The sequence below is a fragment of the Mucilaginibacter flavus genome, assembly GCF_030409315.1.
In the GTDB taxonomy this organism is placed as follows: domain Bacteria; phylum Bacteroidota; class Bacteroidia; order Sphingobacteriales; family Sphingobacteriaceae; genus Mucilaginibacter; species Mucilaginibacter flavus.
Map to the genome: position 1 here is coordinate 1 of NZ_JAUFPS010000073.1, position 12582 is coordinate 12582.

A 12582-nucleotide genomic window follows, 5' to 3' on the forward strand; every position below is an offset into this window, starting at 1 on the left:
CCTGTGAAGCTAAACGCTCCTTCCTTGTCTTTTGTCCTTTCATTTTTGTTTACTTAGTGTAAACCTATTTCAGGACAAGACAGACTAATGACTAATGACTAAATCGTAGGATATCTCCTCCTTAATAAAGTATAAAACTTTTCGGTAGTTGCCGGTTTGCTATCCCAGTTGTTTTTGGCAACATAGTTGGTTTTCAGGAAACGTTCGGCTTCTTCAAAGGTGTTAAAGCGGTTTACTATTTCAATAGCCTCGCTGTACGCCAGGCTGTAACCGTTAAACAGGTCTTTTATATAAAGTAGTTTATCATTCAGGTTAATGGCCGATTTTAGGTCGGTTATAGGCAACGCGGTGGGTTGTGCGGCTGTGTTGTTGTCCTTCTCGGCTCTTTGGGCAAATATTTTTTGATTAAGGGTAAGTACCTTATCATCCTCCTTCACCGGTTCGGTTTTGGGTACCAGTGGTTTAAATAACTCTGGCTGAGTAACCGGTTCAACCACCTGTTTTTCCTCAGCGACTACTATGGGCTCTGGTATTTCAGCAACAGGAGCCGGTTCGGGCTCGGGTTCGGTAGCTTCGTTCAAATCAAGTTCTTGTACGGGCGCTTCCGGCTCCTCACGTTCAAAAGAGTAAGAATCGCCAGAACTTACCGGGCTAAGATCAATTTCAGCTACAGGTTCTTCCTTTACCAGTTCAATTTCGGGGGCTTCAATTTTTACGTGATTAAATGGTACCGGTACAATTGGCTCAGGCTCGGTGCTTAGTTCCAGTTTAGTTTCAATAACAGGTTTTTGCTGAACAACGGGCTCAAAAAAACGGCGTTCGTATATCGGTTCGGGCTTGCTTGCGGTTGGGGGTATTGCCGGTTTAGGTTTTTCAATAACCGGCTCTGGTATCACAACGGGCGGCTCCTGCTTTTCAATAACTGGAGCTTCGCGCTCGTGCATTTTGCGGAGTATTTCGGCGTGATCTCTTAGAAATTGGGCGTTGGCTACAAAAAGCTCCAGTTCCAGTTCATTCAAATCACTGCTTTCGGCTCTCAGGTAATCATATTGGTCATTAAGCTCTTGTAAAATACCACCTATCTTTTTAAATACGTCCATTTGCTTCATGGCTTCAATGTTAGGAAAATGCTTACCAAAAGTAGGATAAAATTCTGATATTTGACATCCCGTTAAGGTATGGGTTACGGTTTGCGTATACAATACACAATGTCTGTCTTTTGTTTTTACCGGGCGCTACTTTAAATGAACAATTTAGAGTTTAGTATTTATCATTTAGAATTTAACACGGGGAATGGTTTATCACGAGGATGTTTTTAGGCGTAAAAGTGAATCTGGCGGCAGCATTGAACTGGTTTGCGGCTCCATGTTTTCGGGTAAAACCGAAGAGTTGATCAGGCGGCTTAACCGCGCCCGGATAGCCAAACTGAAAGTAGAGATTTTTAGCCCCAAAGCTGATACTCGCTATGGCGAAGATGCCATTGTATCCCATAATGCCAACCGCTTTACTTCAACCGCTGTAGATAGCGCCTCGGCAATATTGCTGCTAACCAACGATGCCCACGTAATTGGTATTGATGAGGCCCAGTTTTTTGATGACCAGCTTCCCGAAGTATGCACCATATTGGCCAACCGCGGCATCCGCGTAATTGTGGCCGGGTTGGATATGGATTTTAAAGGTCGCCCTTTTGGCCCCATGCCCGCTATTATGGCCATTGCCGAATCGGTAACCAAGCTGCATGCTGTTTGTGTACAATGTGGTAATCCGGCAATGTACTCCTATCGGTTGGTGCCCGATAATGCCCGCATCCTGCTGGGCGAAAAAGAGAGCTACGAGCCTCGCTGCCGTATCTGCTACAATAGCTAACATCTTCTCGCCGTAATATTTACATTATAAGTTGTTTTTGCCAAAACAAAAACGGGTCATTTTGTTGTTTTGTATTAAACAAAAGTGGGTAATTAATAAGTAAATTATAGGATAATTTTATAATTATTAATTAATTGTCATTATATTTATCCTTTAGTACCGATAAACAACTATGGCCAAGAAAATTTTAGTGATTGAAGATGATAAAGACATCCGGGACACCATTGTTTACGTTTTGGAGGAGGAAAAGTACGAGGTGGTAGCGTCAGATAGTGCCCGGATTTTGAAAAAACTTCATGAAATAAATCCCGATTTGATCCTGTTAGATAATTGGCTTACCGATTGGCGAAGTGATGCCAGCGGTCAGGAAATAAGTAAAGGCCTTAAAGGCGACCCTGCCACCAATCATATCCCGGTAGTGATCATATCGGCAGTAAATAATATTGAAGAGATAACCAAAGCCGGTAATGCCGATGGATATCTTAAAAAGCCATTTGATTTAACCGAACTGATTGCAATTGTGAAGAAACACGCCGTTGTGGAATAAGGATTTTGGGACTTTGAGACTATTGGACTTTGGGACTGTTAGACTTCAGGACAAAAGACAAAGGACTTTTAAAGCAGGGCTCTTTGCTCTAAAAGTCCTTTGTCTAATAGTCCTGAAGTCTAACAGTCCGCGAGTCCAGTGGTCCTAAAGTCTACAAGTTATAGTTTTATGCCAAAGCCTACATTAAACGTGCGGCCATCGGCGGGCAGAATGCCAGGGCCGGGGTACATATTAATGCGGCGGGTAAAGTATTTGGCGTTGGCTATGTTGTTTACACTGGCGCTGATGTGGTAGTTTTTAAGGAAACTATAGTTAAACGACCAATCAAAAACATGGTAAGCCGGTACCACACCTATAGCCCCGGTTGAGCTTGATACGGTGTTGTTGGCATCGCTGAAGCTTTTGCTGGTATAGCTTAATTGCAGGGTGCTGCTTACCGGTCCGCTTAGAAAGGTAAGACCTGTGCGATTGATCCAGTCTGGTACGTTCTCTAAATGGTTGCCTACTAAACTTACGTTTTTGCCCGATACGTTGATGGCACCACTTACATAACGGCCATGGGTATAAGCCAAAGAGTTAAATAAACGCAGATCACTGTTTGCGTGCGAATCAAACGAGCGTAATAAAGATACTTCGGTGAAAGCCTCGACACCCTTAGCTGTACCATTACCCACATTGGTTAAATACAGGTGACTTACGTTTTGAGCGTCGACCTGGTTAATGGTACCCGCGCGGTTGTTGTAGCGCACGTAAAAGCCACCAATATCATAGTTAAAAATATAGCTGATGTGACCACGATAACCCAAATCGAAGCTGTAGCCACGGCTATCTTTAATGTTAGGATCAATAACTGTTAAGTTATCGGCAGGGGTAACGGCCGCGTAGAGATATGGGCGATAGGCTTGCGAACCATTGGCATACAACTGGCTGCCGTTGGCAAACTGGTATTGCAAACCGGTGCCAAACACCGGGAAATTACGATTGCCTTTGTAACCCACATTTGTAGCACCATTGGCTATAAAACCCGAAGTGGTTGAGTTAATTACTTCATACCTTACACCGGGCGTTATGGTAAATGCCTGCGTAACCTGGAAAATGTTTTCGGCAAAGGTGGCAAAGTTAAACGAGCGCAGGTTTAGGTCGATAGCGTAAGGTTTTACCAGGCTCAGGTCAAAATCAGATGCTATGGTACCTACGCCTTTTTGTTTACGTTTGGTGGTTTCTTCAAAATACCTTATTCCTGTAGTGAAGGTGCTTTTTAAATCGCCTAATTTGTAAGAGTGTAACAGGCGGGCTTCGGTTGTAAAACCAGCGTAATAATCACGGTCTACCTGGCGTGGATTAAAAGTTTTTAAGCTTGTATTAACAGTATCTTTAATATTGGGCGTGTTAATAAACTGTACACTATTACGCTGCCCAAACAGGCCTTGAGCAATAACTTCCAGTTTGGTATCCGGGTTAAAGGCGTAGTTGAATAACAATGCCGGAATATTGATCTCGGGATTAAAAAAGTTACGTGCCCTGAACGATTGGCGATTGTTTTCGGCAAACTGGGCATCGGTTAAGCCACCTGCAATTTGCTGAACATAATCTGACCGTGAAAACTGCAAGGCGATGCTTCCTTTGCTGTTAAACTGGTATTTGATGTTAGCATAATAGGAGTGATAATCAAAAGCAGCGTTTGGTCGCCAGCCATCACCACGGCGGGTAGAGTAAAAAGCGTAATAGCTTACTTTACCAACCTTACCGCCAACTGCATTGTACGAGTTGAAAAAGTTATTTGATCCGGCAGTTTGGTTGCTTTCAAAACCCAATACCTTGGTGCTATCGCCTTCTTTAATTTTGTAATTAACCATACCACCAAACTGCGGACCGAATTGTAAAGCTGCCGAACCTCGTACATACTGAATTTCGGCAATGGCCTCAAATGGTACATTATAGTGGTTTTCGGGATAGCCAAACGCGTCTGAATTGGTGTTGTAGCCGTTTTGGCGCATATTCATCTCAATAGAACGGTGTGGATCGGTACCACGGGTACCAATGTTTAACTGTAAGCCTGCACCATCCATTTCCCAAACGTTAAAGCCTGGTATTTTAGCTAAAGTCATGCGGGCATTGTTGGTAGCCAGGTTGGCTTTGCCGGCATCGGGATAAACTAAAAAAGTTTTTTTACCGGCAAAAATATAGGTGCCTTGTATATTGGGCAGGTGCTTGGCCCTACCTTCTTTAATAATTACGCTATCGAGGTTTAGGGTGTCTTTTACGCTTTTTTGTGCCTGGGCCATACCCGATGTAGCTGCAAATAAAGCAAGGAGAGATATTCTATAAAAATTATTCATCAATTTCAATTTATAAGCTAAAAGTTAGCTGCAGGGCAATACATAGGTATGCCTGCGCGCAGCGTTGTTTAATCAATATGTTTTAAGGATAAGGCGTTGATCAGGAAAGAAACGCCGGCGGTCGGCCTGCTGTTAAAATCAGCGGCTGATCAATATTGATAGAAATTGAATTGCGATAGTTTTGAATTGCGAAAACCTGTGGAGCAAAATAATAGGTCATTACCGGATGATCATACTTAAAATCGATACCCGATTTTTTGCCAGATGATTCATGCGTTTTTTTATTTACGGGGATGTCGTTTAACTGCTTAGCAGTAATAACATTGGCGGTAAGCAATTTAGTAGTTTGGTAGTTGGGTACGCATTGTACATATAAAGTATCTTTGGTAACCCTAAGCTTTACGTAGTTATAAGCCGCGTTGTTGAATCTTATCTGCCCGGATATCCGCGCGTATGATTTCCAATCCTGCACCTGCGGCATATGTTGTGGAATTTTTACTTCGATAAGATTAGCTGCATCATACTGATCTTTACTGATTTGCTCGCTTGCAAATTTATCAGACTGGTAAACCAGGTATTGGCTCAATAGCATATAGCCACCTATGTTAAAAAGGTGGGCAATGAGCAATACGATGGCAAAGGTTCTTTTCAAGAATGATTCTAAATGGCTACAATGCTACTCATTATTTGTGAAAAAAACTATGTGAAAAAGCCTGGTTTTGAATATTGTTTAAATTCTGTATAGATCCTGTATTTTCAGGATGGGATTTTGTTTTGTTAAGATCGAATCTAATAACATCTGCTTTACGAAAATAATTAGCTGCTGGTCATGAAAATCTTAAAAAAAGGTTCCCACAAATTCCTATAAGGTCGCTTATTAGGTTTTTATCGGCTATTGTGCATGTAAAATGTCCTTCTTGCCATGATCGCATGAATGGATGTTTAAATAAAAAATCAGTGTTCTGTCGCCGAACATCACATCGGATTAATATTAACCAGATCCTCAAATCAAATTAACCATTTCATCTAAATTATGTATTCGCCCCGACTAATCAGTCAACTCGCCGATGACTGACAGCCTTTGTTTCTGATTGCATGACGTCGTTGTTTGATCTTTTTTTCCACCCAAACTACTTCTTGCTTCTTTAAACCTAAATATATACTTTTGTAAACGCCTGATTTTCATTGTTGACTTCCTGCTTTTAAACCAATGGAATTTTATTATAAGCAATCCTGTGCTTAAATAGAAAAAATCCGGCTACTTTTATAGAACCAATTTTATAAATACAAAATATATGATAATCAAAAATGTTTACTTTTTGGCGGTCACCTTGCTGGTGATTGGATCTACTTCATGCAAGAAATCTTCTCCTGTAGGCAATACCGGGAACGTTCCCGGTGATACTACAACAACCGTGATGAGCGGTGGAAAAGACCTGCCGGCGGGGGCGGTTGATGGGGTTACTTACATCAACTCGGGTAAATCGGTAATCCTTAATTTATACGCGCCATCAAAAACATCGGTAAGTGTAATTGGCGATTTTAACAGTTGGACTGCTGACGCCAAATATGCCATGAACCATACCAAAGATGGCAAACGCTGGTGGATACAGATTGATGGTCTTGACCCTAATACAGAATACGGCTATCAATACCTTATTGATGGTACCCTGCGTGTGGCCGATCCATACACCGAGAAAGTACTCGACCCGGATAACGACAGCTATATTGATGCAACTACTTACCCAGGTTTAAAAGCCTACCCAACCGGTAAAACTACCGGTAATGTGAGCGTATTGCAGGCTAATCAACCTGCCTATGCCTGGAAAAATACCACGTTTACCCGCCCGGATAAAAAGAACCTGGTAATTTATGAATTATTAGTGCGCGATTTTACCGCTGCTCATAATTACCAAACCCTTAAGGATACGCTTAACTATCTTTCAAATCTTGGCGTTAACGCTATTGAACTGATGCCCATCAATGAGTTTGAAGGAAACCTTTCATGGGGATATAATCCTTCATTCTATTTTGCTCCTGATAAATATTATGGTACTAAAAATGCTTTAAAGGCATTAATTGACGAATGCCACTCAAGGGGGATAGCCGTAATTCAGGATATTGTACTTAATCATTCTTTTGGCCAGTCGCCAATGGTGCAAATGTATTTTGATAAAACCGCGAGTAAACCAACGGCCGATAATCCCTGGTATAACGTAAATCCTACACACCCTTATAACGTAGGCTACCAGTTTAACCACGAAAAAGCCGAGACTAAATACTTTGTAAAAAATGTATTGAAATTTTGGATGCAGGAGTATAAGATAGATGGTTTCAGGTTTGACCTTTCCAAAGGGTTTACACAGGTTAATTATGGTACCGCGGATGCCGACGTTACTCCCTGGAGCCAGTATGATGCCAGTAGGGTAGCCATATGGAAAGATTACAACAACTACATCAAAAGCATTGATAACAATAACTTTTACGTAATTCTTGAGCATTTTGCTGCTAACCAGGAAGAGAAGGAACTGGCCGGCGAAGGCATGATTATGTGGAATAATCTGAATTATAACGCTAACCAGGCCACCATGGGGTATACAACCGACTGGAATTTCCAGGGTCTTTTTTATGACCAGCACACCTTTACGTTGCCAAACCAATTGGTTGGCTATTTTGAAAGCCATGATGAGGAGCGCCTGATGTTTAAGAACGAGGCTTACGGAAACGCGTCTGGTAGTTATAATGTAAAGGACATACCTACGGGTTTAAAACGCCAGGAAATGGCCGCCGCGTTTTTATTTTCGGTACCTGGTCCTAAAATGTTTTGGCAGTTTGGCGAGCTTGGGTATGATATCACCATTGATAACAACGGGCGCACAGGTAATAAACCTATTTTGTGGAATTACAATAACGACCCGCTCCGCAGGCATTTATATAGTATATATGCTCAGTTGATCAACATCCGTAAAAAGAACGCGGTGTTTGCAACTACCAACTATTCTTACGATTTAGGAGGCTACATTAAAAGCATCCAGTTAAAAGATGCCAGCGCCAATGTGGTATTGGTGGGTAATTTTGATGTGGCCGCGCAAACCGGTAAAATCGGCTTCCCATCAACAGGTACTTATACCGATGTTTTAACCGGCGCAAGCATCAATGTCGCTTCAGTTAACTACTCCATATCACTTGCACCGGGCGAGTATCATATGTACAGCAGTGCCGCTTTAGCACATTAAATATTAGCTAACTTGTTAATAATAAGGGCCCCGGATGTTTTTTGGGGTCCTTGTTTTTAGCTTGATTTTGTGGCTTATAAACTTAATTGCCTTATTTATAGTTGATTGTTGGTTTATTAAATGTAACTTCGCCTAATTAAATAAAAATATAATGCAAGGAACAGTAAAATTTTTCAATGAAAGCAAAGGTTTCGGATTTATCGTACCAACAGATGGTGGTGCCGAAGTTTTTGTACACGCCTCAGGCCTTATCGACACAGTTCGTGAAAACGACAGCGTTACCTACGACGTAGAGCAAGGCAGAAAAGGCCTAAACGCGGTAAATGTAAAAGTAGCTTAATAACAATAAACTATTATTATAATCGTATTAGCATCTGTTCTGAAAAGAGCAGATGCTTTTTTTATGGAAGTAGGTTTCTATATTTTCACCCGTCATTGCGAGGTACGAAGCAATCTCCAAACTTTACAGAGCAAACTATGCAAGGCCGATTTGCTTACGTAGAGATTGCTTCGTACCTCGCAATGACGATTTTTTGATTACTCCCACAAAAAAGCGCGGATAACTTTGGTCATCCGCGCTTTTTATATTTGCTGTTAAAATTCGATTAGTTCAAATACGATTGCAACAGGTTTGATTTTGAGTTATGACGTAAGCGCATCAAAGCTTTATCTTTTAACTGGCGTACACGTTCGCGGGTTAAGTTAAACTTCTCGCCAATTTCTTCTAACGAATGAGCTGCATAGCCACCTAAGCCGAAGAAAAGGATGATAACTTCACGGTCGCGCTCGGCTAAAATACCTAATGAACGTTTGATCTCTTGTGATAATGAATCCATCATCAGTTCGGTATCAGTTGCAGCATCGGTGCTTTGCAATACGTCAAGCAAGGTGTTTTCTTCACCCTGGATGAAAGGAGCATCCATAGAAATCTGACGACCTGCATTGCTCAATGAATCGGCAATTTTATCAACAGAAATTTCTAAGTCGTCAGCTAATTCTTCTGGTGTTGGCTGTCTTTCGTATTCTTGTTCTAATTTTGATGCCGCTTTGTGAATTTTGCTTAATGAGCCAATTTGGTTCAAAGGTAAACGCACAATACGTGATTGCTCGGCAACGGCAGATAATATTGACTGGCGAATCCACCATACTGCGTATGAAATGAATTTGAAGCCTTTGGTTTCATCAAAACGTTTGGCCGCTTTAATAAGGCCTAAGTTTCCTTCGTTAATCAAATCGCCTAAAGTAAGGCCCTGGTTTTGATATTGCTTTGCCACAGACACCACAAAACGAAGGTTGGTTTTAGTTAACCTCTCTAATGCGGCCTGGTCGCCCTCACGGATCTTTTGCGCCAGAATCACTTCTTCCTGGGCAGATATTAAATCTACTTTACCTATCTCGTGAAGATATTTCTCAAGTGACTGAGATTCACGATTGGTAATGGATTGGGATATTTTGAGTTGTCTCATTTTTATTAATAGATTTTTTTACAGCTATATACTTCCGATAAGATTTCACAAGGTTGGTTTAACCTGCAATATAAAAATATGATGATTTAAACGATGCTCCTATAATTTTTTCTAAACCCGGGATATTTATAAAACGAGGGTTGGCTCTTGAAGTGGCGTTAGGACGCGCGGCATTTACAATATCGAATAATGCAGTAACCGGTAATTGTTTAATCAAATTGTGATATCTCTTAAATGGATGCACAAAGATACGGTTTTAATTGCTATTATTGTGTCAAAAATACAAGTATTTGATATAGCTAAAATGAGGCTAATATAGCTTTTTATTTTAAACTACTCACTTCCTTTTTCCTCACTTGTATTATTATCGTTACCCTTCTTGTCCTTGTCGTCTTTTTTATCTCGGTTTTTGTTCCATTTGATCTTTATTTTACCATCATCGCCATCTGCTGCTAAAATGTGCAGCACAATACCTTTCATGCGTTTTTTATTTTTTTCGGCCTGATCTACTATCGCCGTATCGCCTTTAGGGTTACGCAAAGGGATATCCAACGCTATATTAGTGCCGTGCGACATGGAATAAACCCCTGCCACATCCATATTAAGCACGCTTGAATTTATCTGCATCGGGCTTATATTGATCTTATCACCGTCTACGTCAAACTTCATGTTTAAGTTTTCAAATTTGATGTTTTTAAGATCGCGAAACGGAAACGCGAATTTACCTACACTGGTAATTGGCGTAAAGTTTAACAACGAACCTTTTTTCAAATCGACAGTAACCAGGCCTTTTAAAGAACGTGGTACAATATTACCTACGCTGTTTATTTTTCCGGTAAGGTGCGCCTGTGCAGATAAGAAGCCGGTGAGGTTTTTGGAGGTGAAGTTTTGCATGCCAAAATTGTTGAACGCTGCAAAAAAGCCGCTGGTATTTACATTATCAATCTTTGTATTAACGGTAAAATCATTTACCGCACCGCTTTGTATAAAGTTACCATTGAGTTTTAGGGAGCCTCCGGCGTGCTTTACGCTCACGTTGTTCACCTTAATAGCGTTATCGGCCATCAGGAAATCGGCGGTGGCATCTGTTGCTAAAAAGTTTTTGTAGTATACCTTATCAACCCGTAAATGAATTTCGGCCCTGCCTTTTTCAAAAGCCACACTTAAGGCGCTGTTGATATTGGTTTTACGCCCTGCCGCGCTTTTAACAGGCTCGGCCGGTTGCCTGCTGTTTAAAAATCCTAAAAACTCGGCCAAATGCAATTGCGGACTGCGCACCTGCCAGCTAAGTAAAATTTTCTCTGGCGCGGTATAATATAGGTTTAAAAAGTTGTTTACCCTACCTTCCATAAACACTACACTGTTACCGGTTTGCAGGCGAATGCCATTCAGCAACAAATCGTCCTTTGCAAATTTGATGGTAAAGGCAGTGTTTTTAAAGTTGAGGTTGCGGGGTACATAACTTACATCGGCATTTTTAACGCTGATGGTACCGGCCAGTTTGGGTTTTGAAATTTTGAAGTTAACCAGGTCGGCTTTATAGGCCAGCTTTAAATCGGCGTAGCCTTTGGTAAACCTAAGGTCATCATCGCCAATGGCATGGTTAAGTTTTGCAATATCAAAGTGCGATTTAAAGATGCCCGTAGCCACAGGTACGTTCAAATTATTAATAAAAGCGGTATCAATAGTAAAAGGAACCTGTTTATAAGTACCGTTAAAATGGTAAAGTTTTATCACAGAGTTATCGTCATTAAAACCTTTACCGTTAACATAGTTGTTTGAGAATATGCCTTTAAAACTGCAGTTTTCAATTTTGTTGCCCGGTATGGTAACTACATTATCCTTCACATTGGCCGTAACAAATATGGATGGATCGCCGCCACCGCCAAAGGAGCCTGCAATATCGCAGGTAACCGCGATAGGTTCATCAATGTTAAACATATCAAGGCTTTTGCTAATATTGGGGGATAAAAGGTGTGATGCTGTGGTCCACAAAATTTTATCGTTAACAATATTGAGTACAAAATCAACGTCGGGTTTGGCCAGGTTAAACTTGCCACCGATAGTAAAGGCGGCTTCGCCAATATTCAAAACTTCGGGCGCCACGGTGATTAATTTAGCTGGCTCATTGTAGGTAATGTCAAACTTGCCATATAGTTGTTTCCCTTTCATGAAACTACCCTGCCGGGTATTAAAGGCAAAGCTTTTAACCAAAGTTTTGAGGTCAATGTACGCATGCCAGCCTGTTGAAGGATACTCCATGCGGCCATCAACATCCTGCACTTCAAATTTGAAAAGTTTATAGGCTTTGCGGTCATCAACTACAAAGTTTACATTGTTGAGTGTAAAGCGTTTTATTTGGGTTGATGAACTGCTGGTGTCTTTCGGCGCGTTTTTGTCTTTAGGTTTACTTTTAAAAACCGACGTATTGCTGTAGCCTGTACTATCGGTAAATAAATCTATACTGGCATCATTAATATCTATCTTGTTGATTTGCACACTGCCATGAAATAACGCCGCGGCGTTAACAGATACATCAAAATCTTTTGCATCAAGCAGCGTATGGTGGTGCACATTCCATTGCGCGTCTTTAATAACCACATCTTTAAGCGTAACAGATACGCCGGGGAAACCCCTGAAGAAGGTGGGATCGAGCTTGCCTACGGTAAGCGTGCCGTTCAGGTTTTTATTAAGCGCGGTGGTCATCATTTTAAGCACCTTTTCCTTATTAAAAACAATGTACATGGTGATACCAACAAAGGCAACAATTACCACAGCCACTAAAGCCCCAATTACTTTTAAAACTATTTTAATCCACTTAGGCATTGCGTGTTATTTAGTGATAAAAGGGTTTAGGGTGTGTATTTGTTTGATATATAAATATATAAACATTTTGGTTGTGAAGGGGGGAGAGGGGAGTAGAGAGATCAACCAAGGGACGACTCACCCCGACGAGGCTACGCCCGTCTTCCCCTCTCTCCAACTTCGTTGCATAGAGGGGAGAGGGGTTTTGTGTCTCTTTTTCCAACCCTCTTTGCGGCTTGACGGAGAGAGATTCTGTGTTAATTATCAAATAATTTTTAATTTTGTTTTATTAAGGCGGCTTTATGCCAGCCTGTTTAGGGCAG

The 12582-nt window shown here is 41.2% G+C and carries 10 protein-coding genes; 4 read left to right on the top strand and 6 right to left on the bottom strand.

Features of this window, described 5'->3' with window-relative positions; all coding sequences use genetic code 11:
* Nucleotides 1–98: 98 nt before the first annotated feature.
* A complete protein-coding gene (locus tag QWZ17_RS23625) occupies nt 99–1109 on the bottom strand; it encodes a DUF8457 domain-containing protein (RefSeq protein ID WP_290307790.1) in 1011 nt (336 codons plus the stop codon).
* 184 nt (nt 1110–1293) lie between these two features.
* Between QWZ17_RS23625 and QWZ17_RS23630 the strand changes: the two genes are divergently transcribed.
* Nucleotides 1294–1866 carry a thymidine kinase gene (locus QWZ17_RS23630; RefSeq protein WP_290307791.1) on the top strand — a complete coding sequence of 191 codons (573 nt, stop codon included), beginning with the start codon at nt 1294–1296 and terminating at the stop codon, nt 1864–1866.
* 172 nt (nt 1867–2038) lie between these two features.
* Nucleotides 2039–2413, top strand: coding sequence for a response regulator (locus tag QWZ17_RS23635; RefSeq protein WP_290307792.1), 375 nt, complete (start codon nt 2039–2041; stop codon nt 2411–2413).
* Nucleotides 2414–2571: 158 nt separating this feature from the next.
* Here QWZ17_RS23635 and QWZ17_RS23640 read toward each other — a convergent pair whose 3' ends face one another.
* Together QWZ17_RS23640 and QWZ17_RS23645 are read right to left on the bottom strand one after the other, a co-directional pair.
* Nucleotides 2572–4752: a TonB-dependent receptor family protein gene (locus tag QWZ17_RS23640; RefSeq protein ID WP_290307793.1), complete on the bottom strand. Its 2181-nt coding sequence runs from the start codon at nt 4750–4752 to the stop codon at nt 2572–2574.
* 100 nt (nt 4753–4852) lie between these two features.
* Entirely contained in the window at nt 4853–5404 is a 552-nt protein-coding gene (locus tag QWZ17_RS23645; RefSeq protein WP_290307794.1) for a hypothetical protein, read from the bottom strand.
* A gap of 643 nt (nt 5405–6047) precedes the next feature.
* Here QWZ17_RS23645 and QWZ17_RS23650 point away from each other — a divergent pair.
* Together QWZ17_RS23650 and QWZ17_RS23655 are read left to right on the top strand one after the other, a co-directional pair.
* Nucleotides 6048–7988: an alpha-amylase family glycosyl hydrolase gene (locus QWZ17_RS23650; RefSeq protein WP_290307795.1), complete on the top strand. Its 1941-nt coding sequence runs from the start codon at nt 6048–6050 to the stop codon at nt 7986–7988.
* Nucleotides 7989–8136: 148 nt separating this feature from the next.
* The gene (locus QWZ17_RS23655; RefSeq protein ID WP_290307799.1) at nt 8137–8328 is read left to right on the top strand and encodes a cold-shock protein; all 192 of its coding nucleotides are present in this window, start codon (nt 8137–8139) and stop codon (nt 8326–8328) included.
* A gap of 265 nt (nt 8329–8593) precedes the next feature.
* On the opposite strand, the gene QWZ17_RS23660 is transcribed toward QWZ17_RS23655, so the two are convergent.
* The 3 genes from QWZ17_RS23660 to QWZ17_RS23670 all read right to left on the bottom strand — a co-directional run bounded on the left by QWZ17_RS23660 (nt 8594) and on the right by QWZ17_RS23670 (nt 12280).
* Complete coding sequence (locus QWZ17_RS23660) at nt 8594–9454, bottom strand: sigma-70 family RNA polymerase sigma factor (RefSeq protein ID WP_290307796.1); 861 nt, start codon at nt 9452–9454, stop codon at nt 8594–8596.
* Between the two features lie 58 nt (nt 9455–9512).
* Nucleotides 9513–9671, bottom strand: a complete 159-nt coding sequence (locus QWZ17_RS23665) for a hypothetical protein (RefSeq protein WP_290307797.1) — start codon at nt 9669–9671, stop codon at nt 9513–9515.
* 116 nt (nt 9672–9787) lie between these two features.
* The gene (locus tag QWZ17_RS23670; RefSeq protein WP_290307798.1) at nt 9788–12280 is read right to left on the bottom strand and encodes an AsmA family protein; all 2493 of its coding nucleotides are present in this window, start codon (nt 12278–12280) and stop codon (nt 9788–9790) included.
* Between the last annotated feature and the right edge of the window lie 302 nt (nt 12281–12582).